This window comes from Pantoea sp. LS15, from assembly GCF_012241585.1.
GTDB lineage: Bacteria > Pseudomonadota > Gammaproteobacteria > Enterobacterales > Enterobacteriaceae > Enterobacter.
The window spans coordinates 56,673-81,438 of the sequence record NZ_JAAVXA010000017.1; the positions used below are offsets into that span (position 1 = coordinate 56,673).

Here is a 24,766-nt window from a genome sequence, read left to right on the forward strand (position 1 = left end):
CTATGTACCAGGTTGTTGCATCTGATTTAGATGGCACGCTGCTTTCCCCCGACCACACCCTGTCGCCTTACGCGAAAGAGACCCTAAAGCTTCTGACTGCCCGTGGCGTGAACTTTGTGTTTGCCACTGGCCGCCACCACGTAGACGTGGGGCAGATCCGCGATAATCTGGAAATCAAATCGTACATGATCACCTCCAATGGTGCGCGCGTACATGATACCGATGGAAACCTGATCTTTACCCACAATCTGGATCGCGATATCGCCGCCGATCTGTTCGGTGTGGTGCACAACAACCCGGATATCGTGACTAATGTCTATCGCGATGATGAGTGGTTTATGAACCGCCACCGCCCTGACGAAATGCGTTTCTTCAAGGAAGCGGTATTCAACTACACCCTGTACGAGCCAGCCCTGCTTGAACCTGAAGGTATCAGCAAGGTGTTCTTCACCTGCGAAAGCCACGAAGAATTGCTGCCGCTGGAGCAGGCGATCAACGCTCGTTGGGGCGACCGTGTTAACGTGAGTTTCTCGACCCTGACCTGTCTGGAAGTAATGGCGGGCGGCGTGTCGAAAGGTCATGCGCTGGAAGCTGTTGCGAAACGGCTGGGCTTTGAACTGAAAGACTGTATCGCCTTTGGTGATGGCATGAATGACGCCGAAATGCTCTCTATGGCGGGCAAGGGCTGCATTATGGAGAACGCGCACCAGCGTCTGAAAGATTTGCACCCGGAGCTGGAAGTCATCGGCACCAACGGCGACAACGCGGTACCAAAATATCTGCGCAAGCTGTTCCTTGAATAATCTTCAAGCGGGCAATTATTGCTCAGTTGTCAACTGAAGAGTTCGCTACAATGCCTGTCCTTCTTTCAGAGAGACAAGCATTGTGGCGCTACTCATTATCACCACTATCCTGTGGGCCTTCTCCTTTAGCCTGATTGGCGAATATCTTGCTGGTTCGGTCGACAGTTATTTCTCGGTGCTGATGCGTGTTGGGTTGGCGGCGCTGGTGTTCCTGCCGTTTCTGCGTACGCGCGGGCAATCGCTGAAAACTATTGTGCTGTATATGCTGGTGGGGGCGATGCAGCTCGGCATCATGTATCTGTTCAGCTTTCGGGCCTACGTCTACCTGTCTGTTTCGGAGTTTCTGCTTTTTACCGTACTCACGCCGCTCTACATCACACTGATTTACGATCTGCTCAGCAAGCGCCGTTTACGCTGGGGATACCTGCTGAGCGCAGCACTGGCAGTTATTGGGGCGGCGATTATTCGCTATGACAAAGTCAGCGACCACTTCTGGACCGGGCTGATGTTCGTCCAGCTCGCCAACATCAGTTTCGCCATCGGTATGGTGGGCTACAAACGTCTGATGGAAACCCGTCCGATGCCGCAGCATAACGCGTTCGCCTGGTTCTATATGGGGGCCGCGATTGTCGCGGTAGCGGCGTGGTTCATGCTCGGTAACCCGCAAAAACTGCCGACCACTACAGTGCAATGGAGCGTTCTGGTCTGGCTGGGTGTGGTGGCCTCAGGGCTGGGATACTTCATGTGGAACTACGGCGCAACCCAGGTCGACGCCGGTACGCTGGGGATCATGAACAACGTGCATGTGCCTGCGGGTCTGCTGGTTAACCTTGCAATCTGGCAGCAGCAACCCCACTGGCCGAGTTTCCTTATTGGGGGAACGGTGATCCTGGCTTCACTGTGGGTCCATCGCCGCTGGGTCGCTCCGCGCTCCGCACAAACGGAAGATGGTCGCACGCGTGGTTCCGCGTTGAGCGAATAAATGCCTCCGTAATCGGCTGGCGCTGCTCGCCATCGCGCACGGCGGCGTACAGCCGGCTCCACAATCCTTCACCCAGGGTTTTGGTCACCACCAGGCCCTGGCGTTCAAAACTCTCCACTACCCAGTGCGGCAGTGCCGCGATACCCATTCTGGCCGCTACCATCTGAATCAACAGCAGAGTGTTATCCACGCTTTTCAACTGCGGGCTAATGCCTACCGGTTGCAGGAAGTGACGCCAGATATCCAGACGACTGCGCTGAACCGGGTAAATCAGCAGCGTTTCCGTCGCCAGGTCTTCCGGTGTGATGCGCGTTTTGGCCGCCAGCGGGTGGTCCGGCGCCAGCACCAGACGAACTTCATAATCAAACATTGGGGAGTAGTGCAGGCCGCTGCGCGGCAGAATATCAGAGGTCATGACCAGATCCAGCTCGCCCTGATGGAGCGATGGCTGCGGGTCAAACGTCACCCCGGATGTAAAGTCCATCTCCACCTGCGGCCACTTCTGGCGGAAATTCTCAAGTGCGGGGGTCAGCCACTGAATGCAGCTATGACATTCAATGGCGATACGCAGTTTGGTCTGTTGCGGCTCGTTACAGGACTGCAGGGCGCTGGCAATTTGCGGCAGCACCTGATTTGCCAGTTGCAGCAATATCTCACCTTGCGGCGTAAAGCGTAGCGGCTGGCTCTTGCGCACAAAAAGACGAAAGCCGAGGCGTTGTTCCAGATCGCTGAACTGGTGAGAAAGGGCAGACTGGGTCTGGTGCAGCGTGGCTGCTGCCGCCGCAAGAGAACCGCAGTTCCGCAACGCTTGTAGCGTTTTCAGGTGTTTTATCTCGATCATGAAAGTCCTTCACTTCGCCATGAACATTTTGCGCTTGAGGAATATACAGTAACTGCCAATTATGGATGTGTAAACATCTGGACGTCTAAATACTGAAAATTGACAAGGGGCATGACATGACAATCCGCAATCACACTCTCGGTTTCCCTCGCGTTGGCCTGCGTCGCGAGCTGAAAAAGGCACAAGAAAGCTACTGGGCGGGAAGCACCACCCGTGAAGAACTGCTGGCCGTTGGACGCGAACTGCGTGCGCGTCACTGGGATCAACAAAAACAGGCGGGCATTGACCTGCTGCCGGTGGGCGATTTCGCCTGGTACGACCATGTTCTGACGACCAGCCTGCTGCTTGGCAACGTGCCGACTCGTCATCAGAACAAAGATGGATCGGTAGATATCGACACCCTGTTCCGCATCGGCCGTGGCCGCGCGCCAACAGGTGAGCCAGCGGCAGCGGCTGAAATGACCAAGTGGTTTAATACCAACTATCACTATATGGTGCCGGAGTTCGTGAAAGGTCAGCAGTTCAAACTGACCTGGACGCAATTACTGGATGAAGTGGACGAAGCGCTGGCGCTGGGCCACCAGGTGAAGCCTGTGCTGCTGGGGCCGGTTACGTACCTGTGGCTTGGCAAAGTGAAGGGTGAGCAGTTTGATCGCCTCAGCCTGCTGAACGACATTCTTCCGGTCTACAAACAGGTGCTGATTGAGCTGGGCAAACGCGGTATCCAGTGGGTACAAATCGACGAACCTGCGCTGGTACTCGAGTTGCCGCAGGAATGGCTCGATGCCTTCAAACCGGCGTATGACGCACTTGCCGGACAGGTGAAGTTGCTACTGACCACCTATTTCGAAGGCGTGACGCCAAACCTGAAGACCATCACCGTGCTGCCAGTGCAGGGTCTGCACGTTGACCTGGTACACGGCAAAGATAATCTTGCTGAGCTGCACAAACGCCTGCCTGCGGACTGGCTGCTCTCGGCTGGTCTGGTTAATGGCCGTAACGTCTGGCGTGCCGATCTCACAGAGAAATACGCTCAGATTAAAGACATCGTCGGCAAACGTGAGTTGTGGGTGGCATCGTCTTGCTCACTGTTGCACAGCCCAATTGATCTCAGCGTTGAAACCCGTCTGGACGCAGAAGTGAAGAGCTGGTTTGCCTTTGCCTTGCAGAAGTGTGAGGAGCTGACGCTGCTGCGTGACGCATTGAACACGGGAGACACGGCAGCGATTACCGAATGGAGCGCACCGATCCTGGCGCGCCGTGACTCGGCTCGCGTACACAACCCGGCAGTCGAAAAACGTCTGGCAGCCATCACGGCTCAGGACAGTCAGCGCCAGAGCACCTATGAAGTGCGCGCCGAAGCCCAGCGCGCTCGCTTTAAACTGCCCGCGTGGCCAACCACGACGATCGGTTCTTTCCCGCAGACTACCGAGATCCGCGGCCTGCGCCTGGACTTCAAAAAGGGCAATCTGGATGCGAACCACTATCGCACCGGCATCGCCGAACACATCAAGCAGGCAATTATCGAGCAGGAGCGTTTAGGCCTGGACGTGCTGGTGCACGGTGAAGCCGAGCGTAACGACATGGTGGAATACTTTGGTGAGTATCTGGACGGCTTCGTCTTTACCCAAAATGGATGGGTGCAGAGTTACGGTTCTCGCTGCGTGAAGCCGCCGGTGGTGATCGGTGATATCAGCCGTCCGGAAGCGATTACCGTTGAATGGGCGAAGTATGCCCAGTCTCTGACAGATAAACCGGTGAAAGGTATGCTCACGGGTCCGGTAACGATTCTCTGCTGGTCCTTCCCGCGTGAAGACGTGACTCGTGAAACCATCGCCAAACAGATTGCGCTGGCACTGCGTGATGAAGTGGCGGATCTGGAAGCTGCAGGCATTGGCATTATTCAGATCGACGAACCAGCACTGCGCGAAGGTCTGCCGTTGCGTCGTAGCGACTGGGATGCCTACCTGAAATGGGGCGTGGAGGCTTTCCGCATCAACGCCGCGGTCGCGAAGGACGACACCCAGATCCACACCCACATGTGTTACTGCGAATTTAACGACATCATGGATTCGATAGCCGCGCTGGACGCTGACGTGATCACCATCGAGACGTCGCGTTCAGACATGGAGCTGCTGGAGTCTTTTGAGGAGTTTGACTACCCGAATGAAATCGGGCCGGGTGTGTACGACATCCACTCTCCTAACGTACCGAGCGTGGAGTGGATTGAGGCGCTGTTGCAGAAAGCCGCGCAGCGTATCCCGGCAGAGCGTCTGTGGGTGAACCCGGACTGCGGCCTGAAAACCCGCGGCTGGCCGGAAACCCGCGCAGCACTGGCGAACATGGTGCAGGCGGCGCAGAATTTGCGTCAGGCGTGATAAATCGTAGGCCCGGTAAAGCGTCGCCGCTACCGGGCTTTTTGCTTTTATCCTTTTTTACCACCGTGCTGGTTGAACCACGCCAGCATTCTCTGCCATCCGTCTTTTGCAGATTCCTCGTGATAACTCGGACGATAATCGGCATTAAATGCATGCCCGGCATCCGGGTACACTACAATCTCTGCCTTCGCATTTGCCGCACGGAGTGCGTGACGCATTGTCTCTACTGATTCAAGCGAAATACCGGTGTCCTGGCCGCCATAGAGCCCTAATACTGGGGCATTTAGCTCAGTGGCGATATCTACCGGATATTTCGGCGAATTTAGCGTTTTTGCGCCCACCAGTTTTCCATACCAGGCCACTGCGGCTTTAAGCTGCGGATTATGAGCGGCATACAGCCAACTGATACGCCCTCCCCAGCAGAAACCCGTCACCATCAGACGATGTGCATCACCGCCGTTACGTGCTGCCCAACTGGCAACGTGGTCGAGATCGGCCATGACCTGCGCGTCAGGGACTTTGCTGACCAGATTGCTAAGCAATGTTGGACTATCGTTATAGTCGTTCGGATCGCCCTGACGGAAGTAGAGTTCTGGTGCAACGGCCAGATACCCTTCCAGCGCCAGTCGGCGACAGAGGTCGCGGATATGTTCGTGAACACCAAAAATTTCCTGAACCACAATGACGATGGGCAGAGGACCCTCTACTGATTTTGGCCGAGCGTGGTAAGCCGGCATATTATCCCCCTGCGAGGGGATGGAGGTCTCACCCGCCGTTATGGCCTCTTCGGGCGTTGAAACGATGGTTGAAGCATGCGGGGCTGCAGCAGGTGCAAAACCGATTTTTTCAGTCATGGCATTCTCCGTACCAATGAGTTAGCGCAAAGGTAAATATAGACACCAGGTTAACAACCCACAGTGCCTTAAACGGTCTATCTTTTGTGCAGCACACCACGATATAACTTGTTAATGTGATGTAAATCGCCTTTTTATGGAAATTTACTGCAATCATTTTCATTCATGGTGAAGTTCATCACGAAATTATGCGTATTGCTTCTGTAAAGTACCATTTTACTTCTTCTGACTAACCGACCCACAGAGGAGTCACCTATGTCTAAGTCTGATGTTTTTCATCTCGGCCTCACCAAAAACGATTTACAAGGGGCTACGCTCGCTATCGTCCCGGGTGATCCTGAGCGTGTGGAAAAGATCGCCGCGCTGATGGATAAGCCGGTTAAGCTGGCAGCCCATCGTGAATTCACCACCTGGCGTGCAGAGCTGGATGGCAAAGCCGTGATCGTGTGCTCAACCGGTATCGGTGGTCCGTCGACCTCTATTGCTGTTGAAGAACTGGCGCAACTGGGCATTCGTACTTTCCTGCGTATCGGTACTACTGGCGCTATTCAGCCGCATATCAATGTCGGTGACGTGCTGGTCACCACCGCATCCGTTCGTCTGGACGGGGCAAGCCTGCACTTCGCGCCAATGGAATTCCCGGCAGTGGCAGACTTCGAATGTACCACTGCGCTGGTTGAAGCGGCGAAATCTGTGGGCGCAACCACGCACGTGGGTGTAACTGCCTCTTCCGATACCTTCTACCCAGGCCAGGAGCGCTATGACACCTTCTCTGGTCGCGTGGTGAGCCGTTTCAAAGGCTCTATGGAAGAGTGGCAGTCTATGGGCGTAATGAACTACGAAATGGAATCTGCGACGCTGCTGACCATGTGCGCAAGCCAGGGTCTGCGTGCCGGTATGGTGGCGGGCGTTATCGTCAACCGTACGCAGCAGGAGATCCCGAATGCCGAAACCATGAAGCAGACTGAAAGTCATGCTGTGAAAATCGTGGTTGAAGCGGCGCGTCGCCTGATCTAGTCCTCTCTTCTGCATGCAATAAAAGGCCGACACGTTCGGCCTTTATTTTTTGCGTAGCGCCTCGCAGGAAAACCCTTTCAAACTGGACGTTTATACAGCACAATTCTATTTTGTGCAGGTAATACGTTGATGCAGGGGGCATTGTGGATATCTCGATCCTGATTTACGCGGTGATTGCGCTGGTGGGCTTAGGGATTGGCTGGCTTATTTCCAGCTACCAGCATGCACAGCAGAAGGCCGACCAACTGGCCGAGCGAGAAGAGATGGTCGCCGATTTAAGCGCGGCAAAACAGCAGCTTGCTCTGAGCGAGCACTGGCGCGATGAGTGCGAGTTGCTCAACAACGAACTACGCAACCTGCGGGATATCAACACCTCGCTGGAGGCTGATCTCCGCGAAGTGACCACCCGTCTTGAATCCACCCAGCTGCATGCGGAAGACAAAATCCGCCAGATGATTAACAGCGAGCAACGCCTCAGCGAACAGTTTGAAAACCTCGCCAACCGCATTTTCGAGCACAGCAACCGCCGCGTTGATGAACAGAATCGCCAGAGCCTGAACAGCCTGCTGACGCCCCTGCGTGAACAGCTGGACGGTTTTCGTCGTCAGGTGCAGGACAGTTTTGGTCAGGAGGCTCGAGAGCGGCACACGCTGGCCCATGAGATCCGCAATCTTCAGCAACTAAATGCACAGATGGCGCAGGAGGCGGTCAACCTGACTCGTGCGCTTAAAGGGGATAATAAAACCCAGGGAAACTGGGGGGAAGTAGTTCTGACCCGCGTGCTTGAGGCCTCTGGCCTGCGTGAAGGTTATGAGTATGAAACACAGGTTAGCATCGAAAATGATGCCCGTTCGCGCATGCAGCCAGATGTGATTGTGCGTCTGCCGCAGGGTAAAGACGTTGTTATCGACGCCAAAATGACGCTGGTGGCGTATGAGCGCTACTTTAATGCGGAAGATGACTACACCCGAGAGTCGGCGCTGCAGGAGCATATTGCTTCCGTGCGTAACCATATCCGTCTGCTGGGCCGAAAAGACTACCAGCAACTGCCGGGCCTTCGCTCACTGGATTACGTGCTGATGTTTATTCCGGTTGAACCGGCCTTCCTGCTGGCACTCGACAGGCAGCCTGAACTGATCACCGAAGCGCTGAAAAATAACATTATGCTGGTCAGCCCCACCACGTTGCTGGTGGCCTTGCGAACCATTGCGAACCTGTGGCGCTATGAACACCAGAGCCGCAATGCGCAACAGATTGCCGATCGAGCCAGCAAGCTGTACGACAAAATGCGTCTGTTCGTGGACGATATGTCCTCGGTTGGACAAAGCCTCGACCGCGCGCAGGATAACTACCGTCAGGCAATGAAAAAACTCTCCTCCGGACGTGGCAACTTACTGGCACAAGCTGAGGCATTCCGTAGTCTGGGCGTCGAAGTAAAACGCGAGATTAATCCGGAACTGGTTGAACAGGCCACGTCGCAGGACGAGGAGTTCCGCCTGCGTGAAGGCAGTGCTGAACAAAAGACAAACAGTGAAGACAACGATTTAGCAGCGGAATTATCGCCAGATGAGCAGCCAACCCGTTTGTTTCGCGGTGGTTGAATCGTAGGGCAAACGCGTCCAATCTGGTACACTTCACAAACATTTTACTGATAAGCAGGCTCTGAGATGGTTGACGATTCACAAGACACGACGCACTTTGGTTTTCAGACTGTTGCCAAAGCGCAGAAAGCTGACATGGTGGCCCACGTATTTCACTCTGTGGCGGCGAAGTACGATGTGATGAATGACTTGATGTCATTCGGTATTCATCGCTTGTGGAAGCGCTTCACCATCGACTGCAGCGGTGTGCGTCGTGGACAAACGGTGCTTGATTTAGCTGGTGGTACGGGCGATTTAACTGCGAAGTTCTCTCGTCTGGTGGGCGAAACCGGCCGTGTCGTTCTGGCAGATATTAATGATTCAATGCTGAAAATGGGACGCGAAAAGCTGCGTAACATCGGCGTGGTGGGGAATGTGGAATATGTGCAGGCGAACGCCGAAGCGTTGCCATTCCCGGACAACACTTTTGACTGCATTACCATCTCCTTCGGTCTGCGTAACGTCACTGATAAAGAGAAAGCGCTGCGCTCTATGTACCGCGTGCTGAAGCCGGGTGGACGCCTGCTGGTGCTCGAGTTCTCGAAACCGATTATTGAACCACTGAGCAAAGCTTACGACGCTTATTCATTCCATGTGCTCCCTCGCATTGGTGAGCTGGTGGCAAACGACGCGGAAAGCTATCGTTATCTGGCTGAATCTATTCGCATGCACCCGGATCAGGACACATTAAAAGCCATGATGCAGGATGCGGAATTTGAGAACGTTGAATATTTCAACCTGACGGCGGGTGTCGTCGCGCTGCATCGCGGTTACAAATTCTGAGTGGAGGTGTCTTGTGCCCTTTAAACCCCTGGTCACTGCTGGCATCGAGAATGTACTGAATGCCTTTCTGTATCGCGCTCCGGCGCTGAAAGCTGCACGTCAGCGGCTTAACGGGAAGGTATTACGCATTGTTTTAAAAGAGTTCTCGACGCCGCTGGTGCTGATTTTCAGCGAACGCCAGCTTGACGTTCTGGGTGAGTGGGAGGGTGAAGCCGACTGCTCTGTTATCACGCACATGAGCGTGCTGCCAAAACTACGCGACCGCCAGCAGTTAACTGCACTGATCCGCAGCGGTGAGCTGGAAGTGGAAGGCGACATTCAGGTTGTACAGAATTTCGTTGCGCTCAGTGACCTTGCCGAGTTCGACCCCGCAGAGTTGCTTGCGCCTTTTGTTGGTGACATTGCCGCCGAAGGGTTCGGTAAAGCTCTTCATGGTGGGGCGGCATTTTTGCGCAAAAACCTGCAACGCCAACAACGCTATGCAGCGGAAGTACTGACGGAAGAGTGGCGTATGGCCCCTGGACCACTGGAAGTTGCGTGGTTTGCGGAAGAGACCGCTGCTGTTGAACGTGCGGTTGATGCGTTAACCAAACGGCTGGAAAAACTGGAGGGCAAATGACGCCTGGTGAAATTCGGCGCCTCTATTTCATTATTCGCATCTTTTTGAGCTACGGGCTCGACGAGCTTATCCCCAAAATGCGTATCACGCTGCCGCTTCGTATCTGGCGGCGGATGTTGTTCTGGATGCCTAATCGCCATAAAGGTCAGCCGCTGGGTGAACGTCTGCGTCTGGCGTTGCAGGAACTCGGTCCGGTCTGGATTAAATTCGGCCAGATGCTCTCGACCCGCCGCGATCTCTTCCCGCCTCTGATTGCGGATGAGCTCGCGATGCTGCAGGATCGCGTCGCACCGTTTGACGGCGCACGCGCGAAAAAGCAGATCGAAGAGGCGATGGGCAACATACCCGTCGAAACCTGGTTTGACGATTTCGACATCCAGCCTCTGGCGTCGGCCTCTATCGCACAAGTCCACACCGCGCGTCTGAAAGAAAACGGCAAAGAAGTTGTCATTAAGGTTATTCGCCCGGACATCCTGCCGATCATCAAAGCGGACATGAAGCTGATTTACCGGTTGGCCCGTTGGGTGCCCCGTTTGCTGCCCGATGGACGTCGTCTGCGCCCGATGGAAGTGGTGCGGGAATATGAAAAAACGTTGATTGATGAGCTTAATCTGCTGCGCGAATCGGCAAACGCCATTCAGCTGCGCCGCAACTTTGAAAACAGCCCGATGCTCTATGTACCCGAAGTCTATTCTGACTACTGCAGCCAGAATATGATGGTGATGGAGCGTATTTACGGTATCCCCGTCTCGGATGTGGTGGCCCTGGAGAAACAGGGAACGAACATGAAGTTGCTGGCCGAGCGTGGCGTACAGGTCTTCTTTACCCAGGTATTCCGCGACAGTTTCTTCCATGCGGACATGCACCCGGGCAATATCTTCGTGAGCTACGAACATCCTGAGAATCCGAAGTATATCGGTATCGACTGTGGGATTGTGGGGTCGCTGAACAAAGAAGATAAACGCTATCTTGCTGAGAACTTCATCGCATTCTTCAACCGCGACTACCGTAAGGTGGCCGAGTTGCACGTCGATTCCGGATGGGTGCCACCGGATACCAACGTCGAAGAGTTTGAGTTTGCCATTCGAACCGTCTGCGAACCGATTTTTGAGAAGCCACTGGCGGAAATCTCCTTTGGACACGTGCTTTTAAACCTGTTTAACACGGCTCGCCGCTTTAACATGGAAGTACAGCCGCAGTTAGTTTTACTTCAGAAAACATTACTTTACGTTGAAGGTGTAGGCCGACAGCTCTATCCTCAGTTAGACTTGTGGAAGACTGCGAAACCTTTCCTTGAATCCTGGATTAAAGATCAAGTTGGCATTCCGGCGCTGGTACGTTCGCTGAAAGAGAAAGGCCCGTTCTGGATCGAGAAAATGCCTGAAATTCCTGAACTGGTTTACGACAGTTTGCGTCAGAGCAAAAATCTTCAGCACAGCATGGATAAAATCGCCCGCGAACTTCAGTCCAGCCGTGTTCGGCAGGGTCAGTCACGCTATCTTTTTGGGATTGGGGCAACGCTGCTGCTGAGTGGTACGCTGCTTCTGATCAACCGCCCTGACTGGCAGATGATGCCCGCATGGTTGATGGCTGGCGGGTTGGTTGTCTGGCTCGCCGGCTGGAGAAAGACGCGCTGATTTTGCGTCGCTATCGACGGGTTGCATACGTATAATGCGACCTGACTAATTAATCATCTATCCCTGAGGAACATGTATGGGTGGTATCAGTATCTGGCAATTAGTCATTATTGCCGTCATCGTCGTGCTGCTGTTTGGCACCAAAAAGCTCGGTTCTATCGGTTCCGATCTGGGCGCGTCTATCAAAGGCTTCAAGAAAGCGATGAGCGATGATGAGAGCAAGCAGGATAAAACCAGCCAGGACGCTGACTTTACTGCTAAATCCATCTCCGACAAGCAAGACGAAACCAAAAAGGAAGACGCTAAACGCCACGATAAAGAGCAGGTGTAAGTCGTGTTCGACATTGGTTTTAGTGAGTTGCTGCTGGTCTTTGTGATTGGCCTGATCGTTTTGGGACCACAGCGTCTGCCGGTGGCGGTGAAAACTGTTGCGGGCTGGGTTCGTGCGCTAAGATCGCTGGCATCGACCGTTCAGAATGAGCTGGCACAGGAACTTAAGTTGCAGGAGTTTCAGGAAAGCCTGAAAAAGGTAGAGAAGGCGAGCATGGATAACCTGACGCCGGAACTGAAAGCCTCAATGGATGAACTGCGCGAAGCGGCGGAATCTATGAAGCGCTCTTATAACGTCAACGATCCTGAAAAAGCGAGCGATGAAGCGAACACCATCCATAACCCGGTGGTGAAAAACAGCGAAGCGCAGCGAGAGGGCGTTACGCCAGCGAGCGCGGAGCATCAGGCTGTAGCACCTGAACAAACGCCGCAGGAACCTGAACCGAAAAAACAGGCGCAGCCGGAAGAGCCAGCGGTAAAAGCGGCTGAAGTTAAGCCCGTCGCGCCTGTTTCCGAATCATCCCCTTCGTCGAGTGATAAAGCGTAAACATGGCAGTAGATGATACTCAACCGCTTATTACGCACCTTATAGAGCTGCGTAAGCGTCTGTTAAACTGCATTATTGCAGTTTTCCTCATATTCTTGTGCCTGGTCTACTTTGCCAACGATATCTATCAGGTAGTCTCTGCGCCGTTGATCAAGCAGATGCCGCTGGGGGCAACGATGATTGCAACAGATGTTGCCTCACCGTTTTTCACCCCAATTAAGCTTACTTTCTGGGTATCGTTGATTGCGTCTGCGCCGATCATTCTTTACCAGGTGTGGGCGTTTGTGGCGCCGGCACTGTACAAACACGAACGCAAGCTGGTGATCCCACTGCTGGTATCCAGCTCGCTGCTGTTCTATATCGGCATGGCGTTTGCCTATTTCATTGTCTTCCCGCTGGCCTTTGGCTTCCTGACGCATACCGCGCCGGAAGGGGTTCAGGTGTCGACAGATATTGCCAGCTACCTCAGTTTTGTTATGGCACTGTTTATGGCTTTTGGCGTGGCTTTCGAAGTGCCTGTGGCCATTGTGTTGCTTTGCTGGGTAGGGGTAACTACCCCTGATGAGCTGCGTAAGAAGCGTCCATATATTCTGGTGGGGGCCTTCGTGGTCGGTATGCTACTGACCCCGCCAGATGTGTTCTCGCAAACGCTGCTGGCCATACCGATGTATTGCCTGTTTGAGGTCGGGGTATTCTTCTCACGTTTCTACGTGGGTAAAGGACGTCGGTCGGATGAGGAAGATGATACGTCCGACAAGACCACTGAAGAGTAAAACCAACCGCCCGCCAGGGCGGTTGTTATATGGGGATTCGCATGTTTGATATTGGACTCAATCTGACCAGCTCGCAGTTTGCGAAAGATCGTGATGAGGTTGTTGCACGTGCTTTTGCTGCCGGAGTGCAAGGGCTGTTGCTGACAGGGACCAACCTGCATGAAAGCGAGCAGGCGAAGCAGCTGGCACAACGCTACGATCGCTGCTGGTCTACCGCTGGTGTGCATCCTCATGACAGCAGCCAGTGGACCGCGGAAAGTGGCGACACCCTGTACAGGCTGGCAAAGATGCCAGAAGTTGTGGCAATCGGCGAATGCGGTCTCGATTTCAACCGTAACTTTTCCACACCGGCAGAGCAGGAAAAAGCGTTCACGGCCCAGCTTGCGCTGGCTGCTGAGCTTGAAATGCCGGTGTTTATGCACTGCCGCGATGCTCATGAGCGTTTCCTTTCCCTTCTGAACCCGTGGCTGGATAAATTACCCGGCGCGGTGTTGCACTGCTTTACCGGTTCGCGACAAGAGGCGCTGGATTGCCTGGAACGCGGTCTCTTTCTGGGGATCACTGGCTGGGTTTGTGATGAGCGCCGCGGGCTTGAGCTTCGCGAGTTGTTACCGGTGATCCCGGCTGAGCGGTTGCTCCTGGAAACGGATGCGCCTTATCTGCTGCCGAGAGACATGAAACCCAAACCGGCATCGCGGCGAAATGAACCTGCACATCTTGGGCACATCGTTGAGAGCGTAGCGAAATGGCGCGGAGAAGATCCCCACTGGCTTTCCGCGCAGACGGATGACAACGTGCGTCACCTGTTTGGGATAGATTTTTAAACTTTGCGGAAGTCGGTGTTTTTAACGCTTTGCAGAACTTGTTTGTTCAGCAGGTTGAGCAACAGCATGGAGCGTGCTTCGCCGTCCGGTTCAGCGAAAATCGCCTGCAACCCTTCGAAAGCACCTTCCGTGATGACGACACAGTCCCCAGAGTAAGGGGTTTCCGGGTCGGTGATACCTTCGGGTTGTTGATAAACCGAAAGTTGATGGATCACCGTTGACGGAACCATTGCCGGGCTGGTACCAAAGCGTACAAAGTGGCTGACACCGCGTGTTGCGCTAATGGTCGTGGTGTGGATCACTTCCGGGTCGAACTCCACGAAAAGATAGTTCGGGAATAAGGGTTCACTGACGGTTGTGCGCTTCCCGCGCTGCATTTTTTCAAGCGTGATCACGGGTGTCAGGCAATTTACAGACTGACGTTCAAGATGTTCCTGCGCGCGCTGAAGTTGCCCGCGTTTGCAATAAAGTAAATACCAGGCCTGCATAATCACTCTTTCCCTTAGTTCGGGGCGCAAGCATATCAAAACCCTGGCGGGATCGCTAAGTTGATTATAATGGGGGAAAATGGAACAGAACGCATAAGTTCACGCTAATTTAACAAAATTACAGCATCAAGCAGGCTTACGCCGTATAATGAAGCGCTTACAGAGAGGCCATGACTAACTGCATGAAATACCACGATCTCCGCGACTTCCTGACGCTGCTGGAAAAGCAGGGTGAACTCAAACGCATTACACTTCCTGTTGATCCTTATCTGGAAATGACAGAAATTGCTGACCGCACCCTGCGTGCCGGTGGCCCCGCATTACTGTTTGAAAATCCGAAAGGGTACTCCATGCCGGTGCTGTGCAACCTGTTTGGTACTCCACGTCGTGTTGCATTGGGGATGGGGCAGGAAGACGTCACGGCGTTGCGTGAAGTGGGTAAACTGCTGGCGTTCCTGAAAGAGCCGGAGCCGCCGAAAGGCTTCCGCGATCTGTTCGACAAACTGCCACAGTTTAAACAAGTATTGAACATGCCAACTAAACGCCTGCGCGGTGCACCGTGCCAGCAGAAAGTGCTGGAAGGCGATGCGGTTGATCTGACCAAAATCCCGATCATGCAGTGCTGGCCTGAAGATGCCGCTCCGCTGATCACCTGGGGGCTGACCGTTACGCGTGGCCCTTACAAAGAGCGGCAAAATCTCGGAATTTACCGTCAGCAATTGATTGGCAAGAATAAACTCATCATGCGCTGGCTGTCACATCGCGGCGGCGCGCTGGATTTCCAGGAGTGGTGTGCTGAGCATCCGGGCGAACGTTTCCCTGTTTCTGTCGCGTTAGGTGCCGATCCGGCCACCATTCTGGGTGCGGTGACTCCCGTGCCAGATACACTCTCTGAATACGCGTTTGCAGGCCTGTTACGCGGAACCAAAACTGAAGTTGTGAAGTGCATTTCTAACGATCTCGAAGTGCCCGCCAGTGCGGAAATTGTGCTGGAAGGTTACATTGAGCAGGGCGAAATGGCGCCAGAAGGCCCTTACGGCGACCACACCGGCTATTACAACGAAGTGGATAACTTCCCGGTGTTTACCGTTACGCACATTACACAGCGTGAAGATGCGATCTATCACTCCACCTATACCGGACGTCCACCGGACGAACCTGCGGTACTGGGAGTGGCGCTGAATGAAGTGTTTGTGCCGATCCTGCAAAAGCAGTTCCCGGAAATTGTTGATTTCTATCTGCCGCCAGAAGGTTGTTCGTATCGCCTGGCCGTGGTCACGATGAAGAAACAATATGCAGGTCACGCGAAACGCGTGATGATGGGCGTATGGTCTTTCCTGCGCCAGTTTATGTATACCAAGTTTGTTATTGTCTGCGATGATGATGTAAACGCCCGTGACTGGAATGATGTTATCTGGGCTATTACCACGCGCATGGATCCTGCGCGCGATACGGTGTTAGTCGAAAACACGCCGATAGATTATCTGGATTTTGCCTCGCCGGTTTCCGGTCTTGGCTCAAAAATGGGACTGGATGCCACCAATAAATGGCCTGGCGAAACCGATCGTGAATGGGGTCGCCCGATCAAAAAAGATCCTGCTGTGACCGCGCGAATTGACGCGATCTGGGACGAACTGGCCATAATGAATAACGGTAAACCCTGAGCTTGACCGTTAAGCCCTATAGACTTCCCGACAGAGAGAGCGAATGACAACCTTAAGCTGTAAAGTGACCTCGGTAGATGCTATCACCGATACTGTATATCGCGTCCGTTTAGTGCCAGAAGCGGCATTCTCTTTCCGCGCTGGTCAGTACTTAATGGTAGTGATGGATGAGCGTGATAAGCGTCCTTTCTCTATGGCCTCAACGCCAGCGGAGCAGGAATTTATTGAGCTTCATATCGGTGCGTCAGAGCTTAACCTGTATGCGATGGCCGTTATGGACCGCATTCTTAAAGAGCGTGAGATTGTGGTCGACATTCCTCATGGTGATGCCTGGCTACGCGATGACGAAGACCGTCCGCTGATCCTGATCGCGGGCGGGACGGGCTTCTCTTATGTGCGCTCTATTCTGTTGACCGCATTGGCGCGTAACCCGGACCGTGATATCACCATTTACTGGGGTGGCCGTGAAGAGAAACATCTCTATGACCTGTCTGAACTGGAAGCGCTAAGCGTAACCCATCCTAACCTGCGCATTGAGCCGGTGGTTGAGCAGCCGGAAGAAGGCTGGCGTGGACGCAGTGGTACGGTACTGACGGCGGTACTGCAGGATCATGGTACGCTGGCAGGGCACGATATCTATATTGCTGGTCGTTTTGAGATGGCGAAAATTGCCCGTGACTTGTTCTGTAACGAACGTGGTGCGCGTGAAGACCGTCTCTTTGGCGATGCTTTTGCCTTCATCTAAATAAAAAACCCGCCCCTGACAGGCGGGAAGAACGGCAACTAAACTTCTGCCGGGTCGCATATGCGACCCGGTTTTTTATTACACTCTCTCAAATACCGTCGCGATACCCTGACCCAGCCCGATACACATCGTTGCCAGGCCAAACTGGGCATCTTTGCGCTCCATCAGGTTAATCAGCGTGGTGCTGATGCGCGCTCCGGAGCAGCCCAGCGGATGACCGAGGGCGATCGCACCGCCGTTGAGGTTAATTTTCTCGTCGATCTGATCCATGAGCCCCAGATCTTTAATGCATGGCAGGATCTGCGCGGCGAAGGCTTCGTTCATCTCAAACAGGTCGATATCACTGGCGGTTAATCCTGCTTTTTTCAGCGCCAGCTTCGAAGCCGGAACCGGACCGTAACCCATGATGGAAGGATCGCAACCCACGACCGCCATTGAACGTACCCGAGCGCGAGGGGTTAAACCTAACTCGCGTGCACGGCTTTCGCTCATCACCAGCATTGCAGCAGCCCCATCGGACAGCGCGGACGAAGTACCTGCCGTTACTGTACCAGTGACTGGATCAAATGCCGGACGCAGCGTGGAAAGGGCTTCGACCGTGGTTTCCGGGCGGATCACTTCGTCGTAGCTGAATTGCTTCAGAACGCCGTCTGCATCATGACCACCGGTTGGGATTATCTCATTCTTAAACGCACCGGATTGCGTCGCAGCCCAGGCGCGAGCGTGAGAGCGTGCGGCAAAAGCATCCTGCATTTCACGGCTGATACCGTGCAGGCGGGAAAGCATCTCAGCGGTCAGACCCATCATCCCTGCCGCTTTTGCCACGTTGCGACTCATACCTGGGTGGAAATCGACCCCATGGCTCATCGGTACGTGGCCCATGTGCTCCACGCCGCCGACCAGGCAGGCCTGAGCATCGCCGGTCATGATCATACGTGCTGCATCATGTAACGCCTGCATTGACGAACCACAAAGACGGTTGACGGTGACCGCCGGAACCGAATGTGGGATCTCCGCCAGCAGCGAGGCGTTACGAGCGATGTTAAAGCCTTGCTCCAGGGTCTGCTGTACGCAGCCCCAGTAGATATCGTCGAGCGCGGTTGGGTCCAGCGTCGGGTTACGCGCCAGCAGGCTACGCATCAGGTGCGCGGAGAGGTCTTCCGCACGCACGTTACGGAACGCGCCGCCTTTTGAACGGCCCATCGGGGTGCGAATCGCATCAACAATGACAACCTTTTCCATTGTGACTCCTTAAGCCGTTTTCAGCTCGCCAACCGGACGGGCTGGCTCAACTGCTGGATAGTAGGGTTCGTTATGGCGCGCTTTGTTACGCAGACCTTCCGGCACTTCATACAATGGACCGAGGTGCTGATACTGCTGGGCCATATCGAGATAGCGGGCGCTGCCTAGCGTATCCAGCCAGCGGAACGCGCCGCCGTGGAACGGAGGGAAGCCCAGTCCGTACACCAGCGCCATGTCTGCTTCTGCCGGGCTGGCGATAATGCCTTCTTCCAGGCAACGCACCACTTCGTTGATCATCGGTATCATCATGCGGGCGATGATCTCGTCGTCGGTGAAGTCACGTTTTGGCTGACTAACTTCAGCCAGCAGGCTGTCCGCTGCGGCGTCTTCTTCTTTCTTTGGTTTGCCTTTGCTGTCTTCTTTATAGCGCCAGAAGCCCAGACCGTTTTTCTGACCGAAGCGGTTAGCATCGAACAGAGCGTCAATAGCATCGCGATAATCTTTCTGCATGCGTTGCGGGAAGCCTGCCGCCATCACCGCCTGGGCGTGATGCGCGGTATCAATACCGACGACATCCAACAGATACGCCGGGCCCATCGGCCAGCCGAACTGTTTTTCCATCACCTTGTCGATTTTGCGGAAGTCTGCACCGTCGCGCAGCAGCTGGCTGAAACCGGCGAAATAAGGGAACAGTACGCGGTTGACGAAGAAGCCCGGGCAGTCGTTAACCACGATCGGCGTTTTGCCCATCTTGCTCGCCCATGCCACCACTTTAGCGATGGTGTCGTCAGACGTTTTTTCCCCACGGATCACTTCGACCAGCGGCATCCGGTGAACCGGGTTGAAAAAGTGCATCCCGCAGAAGTTTTCCGGACGCTTCAGCACGCTCGCCAGTTCGCTAATCGGAATGGTGGAGGTGTTAGAGGCCAGTACGGTATCCGGACGAACCTTTTCTTCGGTTTCCGCGAGCACTGCTTTTTTAACTTTCGGGTTCTCAACGACGGCTTCGACTACCACGTCAACACGGTCGAAGCCGGTATATTCCAGCACAGGCTGAATGGTGGAGATCACGCCTGCGAGCTTCAGTCCGTCAATTTTGCCGCGTTCCAGCTGTTTATTCAGCAGCTTGGCCGCTTCGGTCATGCCCAGCGTCAGGGATTTCTCGCTGATGTCCTTCATCACCACCGGCACGCCTTTCCAGGCTGACTGATAAGCGATGCCGCCACCCATAATGCCAGCGCCGAGTACCGCTGCATGTTTCGGTGTCTCAACATTTTTGGTCAGCTGTTTGGCTTTACCTTTCACGAACTGATCGTTGAGGAAGATGCCAACCAGCGCGCGAGCTTCATTAGTGTGCGCCAGCGGGACAAAACTCTGATTTTCCAGTTTCAGGGCTTCATCGCGGCCAAAGCGGGCCGCAGCTTCAATGGTCTTAACCGCGGTGATGGGGGCAGGGTAGTGTTTACCCGCCGTCTGCATCACCATACCTTTGGCAATGGTGAAGCTCATGGCGGCTTCAATTTTGCTCAGTTTTAACGGCTCGAGCTTCGGCTGGCGTTTGGCTTTCCAGTCGAGATCGCCATTAATCGCCTGACGCAAAATAGCGACAGCACCTTCAACAAGCTTCTCTGGTTTAACGACGCCGTCGACCAGACCGATTTTCTGTGCCTGTTCTGCACCGACATCTTTACCCGCGGCAATGATCTCAAGTGCACTGTCGGCACCCAGCATGCGCGGCATACGCACTGAACCACCAAAGCCTGGCATGATACCCAGCTTGGTTTCCGGCAGGCCGATGCGCAGGTCCGGCGTCGCCAGACGGTAATCAGTGGCTAACACGCATTCGCAACCACCGCCCAGCGCGTAGCCATTAACGGCAGAAATGGTCGGAACAGGCAGGTCTTCCAGACGATTAAAGACGCTGTTAGCAAAGTGCAGCCACTGGCTCAGTTGTTCTTCAGGCACCAGGAACAGCGAGAGGAATTCGGTGATATCGGCACCGACAATAAAGGCCGCTTTGTTCGAGCGCAGCAGCAGCCCTTTTAATTCAGGTTGTTTTTCAAGTACATCCAGCGCCTGGCCAAGACTGGCCACCGTCGCGGTATCAAGCTTATTCACTGAGCCGGGGGCATCGAACACCAGTTCGGCAATGCCATCTTCCAGCCAGTTGAGGTACAGGGTGTCGCCTTTGTAGAGCATGTCAGTCTCCTGAATCCAGCAATTGGATCTGGTCATACCAGATGAATCGGAGTGTGGAATTTATGTTAATAAAATGCAAATTACTCATTAAGAAATTGCTGCATTGATCACGGTCGGTGTAAATCACGCAGCCGGAGTGAGGTGTGCTAAGATGCGATGACTTGAGGTCAAAAAAATGAAAGGAAGAATGATGGACTCACTGGCTTCGCTTTATAAAAATCATATCGTTACCCTACAGGAACGTACCCGTGATGTACTGGCCCGCTTTAAGCTGGATGCGCTGTTAATCCACTCTGGCGAGCTTTTGAATACTTTTCTGGATGACCATGCATATCCGTTTAAGGTCAACCCGCAGTTTAAGGCCTGGGTACCAGTAACTCAGGTTCCAAATTGCTGGCTGCTGGTGGATGGCGTGAATAAGCCAAAATTGTGGTTCTATCTGCCAGTCGATTACTGGCACAACGTAGAACCGCTGCCGACCAGCTTCTGGACAGAAGAAGTGGACGTCATTGCTTTACCAAAAGCTGACGGTATTGGCAGCCAACTGCCTGCTGCGCGCGGCAATATCGCCTATATTGGCCCTGTCCCGGAGCGTGCATTGGGCCTGGATATTCCGGCTGACAAGCTTAATCCAAAAGGGGTGCTGGATTACCTGCACTACTATCGTGCGTACAAAACCGACTACGAACTTTACTGCATGCGCGAAGCGCAAAAAACGGCGGTGAATGGCCACCGCGCCGCGCATGAAGCATTCCAGTCTGGTATGAGCGAGTTTGATATCAATCAGGCCTACCTGACCGCGACCGGGCACCGTGACACGGACGTGCCGTACAGCAACATCGTCGCGCTGAATGAACACGCGTCTGTACTGCACTACACCAAACTCGATCACCGTGTGCCGTCTGAGATGCGCAGCTTCCTGCTGGATGCGGGGGCGGAGTACAACGGTTATGCGGCTGACCTGACTCGTACCTGGGCGGCAAACGCGGATACTGACTTTGCGCACCTGATCAAAGACGTCAATGACGAACAGCTGGCCCTTATCAGTACCATGAAAGCGGGAACCAGTTACGTGGATTACCACATTCAGTTCCATCAGCGTATCGCTAAGCTGCTGCGTAAACATCAGATTGTGAAAGACATGAGCGAAGAGGCGATGGTCGAGAACGATCTGACCGGGCCATTCATGCCGCACGGGATCGGTCACCCGTTGGGTCTGCAGGTTCACGATGTTGCAGGCTTTATGCAGGATGATACCGGCACGCACCTGGCGGCACCGTCTAAATACCCATACCTGCGCTGCACCCGTATTCTTGAACCGCGCATGGTGCTGACGATTGAACCGGGGATCTACTTTATCGAATCGCTGTTAGCGCCATGGCGCGAAGGTCAGTTCAGCAAACACTTCAACTGGGAAAAAATTGAAGCGCTGAAACCGTTTGGTGGCATTCGTATTGAAGATAACGTGGTCGTTCACGAAAACGGTATCGAGAATATGACGCGAGATCTGAAGCTGGCCTGATGGAGAGCTGGCTGATACCGGCTGAACCGGTCACCTTTGTTGAGGAAATCAAGAAAAGCCGCTTTATTACGCTACTGGCACATACCGATGGTGTAGAGGCGGCAAAGGCGTTTGTTGAATCTGTTCGGGCGGAGCATCCTGACGCACGTCACCACTGTGTGGCGTGGGTCGCGGGGCCTCCGGACGATTCGCAGCAGTTGGGCTTTTCCGATGACGGTGAACCGGCTGGCACAGCCGGTAAACCCATGCTTTCGCAGCTGATGGGCAGCGGTGTGGGTGAAATCACCGCCGTGGTGGTGCGCTACTACGGCGGGATCCTGTTAGGCACGGGTGGGCTGGTTAAAGCGTATGGCGGCGGGGTTCAGCAGGCACTGAATTTGCTGATAACTACCCGCAAAACACCACTCACCGAATATACTTTACTGTGCGATTACGGTCAGTTATCCGGTATCGAAGCGTTGCTGAAGCAGTTTAATGGCGTTATCGCGCACAGTGAATATCAGGCAATGGTGCAATTACGCGTGGCGCTTCCTCAGGCGGAACTGGCTGCTTTTTCAGCAAAACTGGCTGATTTTAGTCGTGGTTCGTTGCAATTGCTGCCGATTGAAGAATAATCCCCACCTCACTTTTTTGAATACCAAAGGAAGCGGCAGAGATGCATTTTCGTGCCATAACCCGAATCGTTGGACTGCTGGTCATACTCTTTTCCGGGACGATGATTCTCCCAGGACTGGTGGCGCTTATCTACCGGGACGGTGCGGGGCGGGCATTTACCCAGACTTTCTTTGTTGCGCTGGCGATCGGCTCTCTGTTGTGGTGGCCTAACCGTCGTCAGAAGGGTGAGCTGAAATCACGCGAAGGATTTTTGATTGTCGTCCTGTTCTGGACGGTACTGGGAAGTGTCGGTTCTTTGCCCTTTATCTTCTCTGAACAACCGAATCTGAGCATCACGGACGCATTTTTTGAATCGTTCTCTGGTTTAACAACAACCGGAGCGACGACCCTGGTAGGACTGGATTCGTTACCGCACGCTATTCTCTTTTATCGCCAGATGCTGCAATGGTTCGGTGGTATGGGGATCATCGTCCTGGCGGTGGCTATTCTGCCAATTCTGGGCGTCGGTGGGATGCAGCTCTATCGTGCCGAAATGCCCGGGCCGCTGAAAGATAACAAGATGCGCCCGCGTATTGCCGAGACGGCGAAAACGCTGTGGCTTATTTATGTCTTGCTGACGGTGGCCTGTGCGCTGGCGCTATGGTTTGCCGGGATGCCTGCATTCGATGCTATCGGACACAGCTTTGCGACGATTGCTATCGGTGGGTTCTCCACCCACGATGCCAGCGTGGGCTACTTTGACAGCCCTACGATTAACACCATCATTGCTATTTTCCTGCTGATTTCCGGCTGTAACTACGGTTTGCACTTCTCTTTACTTAGCGGGCGCAGCCTGAAAGTGTACTGGCGCGATCCAGAGTTCCGCATGTTCATTGGTGTTCAGCTTACGCTGGTTATCATCTGTACCCTGGTATTGTGGTTCCATGATGTTTATAACTCAGCGTTGACCACGTTAAACCAGGCGTTCTTCCAGGTGGTGTCGATGGCGACGACCGCCGGGTTTACCACGGATAGTATTGCGCGCTGGCCGTTATTTCTGCCGGTGTTACTGTTATGCTCCGCCTTTATTGGCGGCTGTGCGGGTTCCACGGGTGGTGGCCTGAAGGTGATTCGTATTCTGCTGCTATTCAAGCAGGGCAACCGTGAGCTGAAGCGTCTGGTCCACCCAAACGCGGTCTACAGTATCAAACTGGGGAACCGGGCACTGCCGGAACGCATCCTCGAAGCGGTGTGGGGTTTCTTCTCGGCGTATGCGCTGGTCTTTATCGTCAGTATGCTGGCGATCATCGCGACGGGGGTGGATGATTTCTCTGCTTTTGCGTCCGTCGTAGCAACCTTAAATAACCTTGGGCCAGGCCTGGGGGTTGTGGCGGATAACTTTGCCAGTATGAACCCGGTCGCGAAATGGATCCTCATTGCCAATATGCTGTTTGGTCGTCTTGAGGTCTTTACGCTGCTGGTGCTGTTCACCCCAACGTTCTGGCGCGAATAAGGAGCCGTTGATGAAAACACTTATTCTTTTCTCTACGCGAGACGGGCAAACGCGTGAGATTGCTGCGTATCTGGCTTCGGAATTAAAAGAGCTGGGAATTTACTCTGATGTGGTGAATCTGAATCGTGTCGGACAGATTACCTGGCAGGATTACGATCGCGTGGTGATTGGCGCGTCAATTCGTTACGGTCATTTTCATCCGGCACTCGATCGCTTCGTGAAAAAGCACACCGCGGTGCTCAACAAATTGCCTGGCGCGTTCTACTCAGTCAATCTGGTTGCTCGTAAAGCCGAGAAGCGTACGCCGCAGACCAACAGCTACACGCGCAAGTTCTTGCTGAACTCTCCATGGCAGCCAGACCTTTGTGCCGTCTTTGCTGGTGCGCTGCGTTATCCCCGTTATCGCTGGTATGACCGCTTCATGATCCGCCTGATCATGAAGATGACCGGCGGCGAAACCGATACGCGTAAAGAAGTGGTTTATACCGACTGGTCGCAGGTGGCCAGTTTTGCGCGGGAAATCGCGCATTTATCGGGCGATTCGCGGGTTAAATAAGCGTTGAGTCTGAAAAGTGAGCGAACGAAAAGTTTTTTGTATTTTATGCTTGTCACTTAGGAATAACTCCCTATAATGCGCCTCCACTGACACGGAACAACGGCACACACGCCGCCGGGTCAGCAGAGAAAAGCAAAATAAACGCTTGACTCTGTAGCGGGAAAGCGTAATATGCACACCCCGCGCCGCAGCGAAAACGAAGCGGCACTGCTCTT

The 24,766-nt window shown here is 54.0% G+C and carries 23 protein-coding genes; 18 read left to right on the plus strand and 5 right to left on the minus strand.

Annotation, left to right across the window (positions count from 1 at the left end; all coding sequences use genetic code 11):
- The first annotated feature begins 2 nt into the window (after positions 1 to 2).
- Both yigL and HED65_RS20005 read left to right on the plus strand, forming a co-directional pair.
- The gene (yigL, locus tag HED65_RS20000) at positions 3 to 803 is read left to right on the plus strand and encodes a sugar/pyridoxal phosphate phosphatase YigL (RefSeq protein ID WP_114979878.1); all 801 of its coding nucleotides are present in this window, start codon (positions 3 to 5) and stop codon (positions 801 to 803) included.
- A gap of 82 nt (positions 804 to 885) precedes the next feature.
- Positions 886 to 1,785, plus strand: a complete 900-nt coding sequence (locus tag HED65_RS20005) for a carboxylate/amino acid/amine transporter (RefSeq protein ID WP_032666884.1) — start codon at positions 886 to 888, stop codon at positions 1,783 to 1,785.
- On the opposite strand, the gene metR is transcribed toward HED65_RS20005, so the two are convergent.
- Positions 1,673 to 2,626: an HTH-type transcriptional regulator MetR gene (metR, locus tag HED65_RS20010; RefSeq protein ID WP_114979879.1), complete on the minus strand. Its 954-nt coding sequence runs from the start codon at positions 2,624 to 2,626 to the stop codon at positions 1,673 to 1,675. The genes HED65_RS20005 and metR overlap by 113 nt on opposite strands.
- Before the next feature lie 116 nt (positions 2,627 to 2,742).
- Here metR and metE point away from each other — a divergent pair, with 116 nt between their 5' ends.
- Positions 2,743 to 5,004, plus strand: coding sequence for a 5-methyltetrahydropteroyltriglutamate--homocysteine S-methyltransferase (gene metE, locus HED65_RS20015; RefSeq protein ID WP_114979880.1), 2,262 nt, complete (start codon positions 2,743 to 2,745; stop codon positions 5,002 to 5,004).
- A 47-nt stretch (positions 5,005 to 5,051) separates the two neighbouring features.
- Here the strand turns inward: metE and HED65_RS20020 are convergent, their stop codons facing one another.
- Positions 5,052 to 5,858 (minus strand): dienelactone hydrolase family protein, encoded by an 807-nt coding sequence (locus HED65_RS20020; RefSeq protein ID WP_114979881.1) that lies wholly within the window; start codon positions 5,856 to 5,858, stop codon positions 5,052 to 5,054.
- Positions 5,859 to 6,113: 255 nt separating this feature from the next.
- Between HED65_RS20020 and udp the strand changes: the two genes are divergently transcribed.
- From udp to tatD, 9 genes are all read left to right on the plus strand, one after another.
- Positions 6,114 to 6,875, plus strand: a complete 762-nt coding sequence (gene udp, locus HED65_RS20025; RefSeq protein WP_003860792.1) for a uridine phosphorylase — start codon at positions 6,114 to 6,116, stop codon at positions 6,873 to 6,875.
- 143 nt (positions 6,876 to 7,018) lie between these two features.
- Positions 7,019 to 8,476: a DNA recombination protein RmuC gene (gene rmuC / locus HED65_RS20030; protein WP_108091165.1), complete on the plus strand. Its 1,458-nt coding sequence runs from the start codon at positions 7,019 to 7,021 to the stop codon at positions 8,474 to 8,476.
- A 66-nt stretch (positions 8,477 to 8,542) separates the two neighbouring features.
- A complete protein-coding gene (ubiE, locus tag HED65_RS20035) occupies positions 8,543 to 9,298 on the plus strand; it encodes a bifunctional demethylmenaquinone methyltransferase/2-methoxy-6-polyprenyl-1,4-benzoquinol methylase UbiE (protein ID WP_008501525.1) in 756 nt (251 codons plus the stop codon).
- Positions 9,299 to 9,311: 13 nt separating this feature from the next.
- Positions 9,312 to 9,917 (plus strand): ubiquinone biosynthesis protein UbiJ, encoded by a 606-nt coding sequence (gene ubiJ, locus HED65_RS20040; RefSeq protein ID WP_114979883.1) that lies wholly within the window; start codon positions 9,312 to 9,314, stop codon positions 9,915 to 9,917.
- Entirely contained in the window at positions 9,914 to 11,554 is a 1,641-nt protein-coding gene (ubiB, locus tag HED65_RS20045) for a ubiquinone biosynthesis regulatory protein kinase UbiB (protein WP_114979884.1), read from the plus strand. The genes ubiJ and ubiB overlap by 4 nt, the downstream gene beginning before the upstream one ends.
- A gap of 76 nt (positions 11,555 to 11,630) precedes the next feature.
- Positions 11,631 to 11,885: a Sec-independent protein translocase subunit TatA gene (gene tatA / locus HED65_RS20050; RefSeq protein WP_114979885.1), complete on the plus strand. Its 255-nt coding sequence runs from the start codon at positions 11,631 to 11,633 to the stop codon at positions 11,883 to 11,885.
- 3 nt (positions 11,886 to 11,888) lie between these two features.
- Positions 11,889 to 12,431, plus strand: a complete 543-nt coding sequence (gene tatB / locus HED65_RS20055) for a Sec-independent protein translocase protein TatB (RefSeq protein ID WP_114979886.1) — start codon at positions 11,889 to 11,891, stop codon at positions 12,429 to 12,431.
- 2 nt (positions 12,432 to 12,433) lie between these two features.
- Positions 12,434 to 13,204: a Sec-independent protein translocase subunit TatC gene (gene tatC, locus HED65_RS20060; RefSeq protein WP_114979887.1), complete on the plus strand. Its 771-nt coding sequence runs from the start codon at positions 12,434 to 12,436 to the stop codon at positions 13,202 to 13,204.
- Positions 13,205 to 13,245: 41 nt separating this feature from the next.
- Complete coding sequence (gene tatD, locus HED65_RS20065; protein ID WP_114979888.1) at positions 13,246 to 14,028, plus strand: 3'-5' ssDNA/RNA exonuclease TatD; 783 nt, start codon at positions 13,246 to 13,248, stop codon at positions 14,026 to 14,028.
- Here the strand turns inward: tatD and rfaH are convergent.
- The gene (gene rfaH / locus HED65_RS20070; RefSeq protein WP_028018168.1) at positions 14,025 to 14,516 is read right to left on the minus strand and encodes a transcription/translation regulatory transformer protein RfaH; all 492 of its coding nucleotides are present in this window, start codon (positions 14,514 to 14,516) and stop codon (positions 14,025 to 14,027) included. The two genes, tatD and rfaH, sit on opposite strands and share 4 nt — an antisense overlap.
- Before the next feature lie 170 nt (positions 14,517 to 14,686).
- Between rfaH and ubiD the strand changes: the two genes are divergently transcribed.
- Together ubiD and fre are read left to right on the plus strand one after the other, a co-directional pair.
- Positions 14,687 to 16,180 (plus strand): 4-hydroxy-3-polyprenylbenzoate decarboxylase, encoded by a 1,494-nt coding sequence (ubiD, locus tag HED65_RS20075; RefSeq protein ID WP_165383569.1) that lies wholly within the window; start codon positions 14,687 to 14,689, stop codon positions 16,178 to 16,180.
- 43 nt (positions 16,181 to 16,223) lie between these two features.
- A complete protein-coding gene (gene fre / locus HED65_RS20080) occupies positions 16,224 to 16,925 on the plus strand; it encodes an NAD(P)H-flavin reductase (protein WP_114979889.1) in 702 nt (233 codons plus the stop codon).
- 78 nt (positions 16,926 to 17,003) lie between these two features.
- Here fre and fadA read toward each other — a convergent pair whose 3' ends face one another.
- Together fadA and fadB are read right to left on the minus strand one after the other, a co-directional pair.
- Positions 17,004 to 18,167 carry an acetyl-CoA C-acyltransferase FadA gene (gene fadA, locus HED65_RS20085; RefSeq protein ID WP_114979890.1) on the minus strand — a complete coding sequence of 388 codons (1,164 nt, stop codon included), beginning with the start codon at positions 18,165 to 18,167 and terminating at the stop codon, positions 17,004 to 17,006.
- Between the two features lie 9 nt (positions 18,168 to 18,176).
- Entirely contained in the window at positions 18,177 to 20,366 is a 2,190-nt protein-coding gene (fadB, locus tag HED65_RS20090; protein ID WP_114979891.1) for a fatty acid oxidation complex subunit alpha FadB, read from the minus strand.
- A 190-nt stretch (positions 20,367 to 20,556) separates the two neighbouring features.
- Between fadB and pepQ the strand changes: the two genes are divergently transcribed.
- From pepQ to hemG, 4 genes are read left to right on the plus strand one after another with little or no spacing between them, the layout of a single operon-like run.
- Entirely contained in the window at positions 20,557 to 21,888 is a 1,332-nt protein-coding gene (pepQ, locus tag HED65_RS20095; protein WP_114979892.1) for a Xaa-Pro dipeptidase, read from the plus strand.
- Positions 21,888 to 22,502 (plus strand): IMPACT family protein, encoded by a 615-nt coding sequence (locus HED65_RS20100; protein ID WP_028018163.1) that lies wholly within the window; start codon positions 21,888 to 21,890, stop codon positions 22,500 to 22,502. Before pepQ ends, HED65_RS20100 begins: the two co-directional genes overlap by 1 nt.
- Before the next feature lie 41 nt (positions 22,503 to 22,543).
- The gene (gene trkH, locus HED65_RS20105) at positions 22,544 to 23,995 is read left to right on the plus strand and encodes a Trk system potassium transporter TrkH (protein WP_023309600.1); all 1,452 of its coding nucleotides are present in this window, start codon (positions 22,544 to 22,546) and stop codon (positions 23,993 to 23,995) included.
- Positions 23,996 to 24,005: 10 nt separating this feature from the next.
- Positions 24,006 to 24,551, plus strand: coding sequence for a menaquinone-dependent protoporphyrinogen IX dehydrogenase (gene hemG / locus HED65_RS20110; protein ID WP_028018162.1), 546 nt, complete (start codon positions 24,006 to 24,008; stop codon positions 24,549 to 24,551).
- The last annotated feature ends 215 nt before the right edge of the window (positions 24,552 to 24,766 follow it).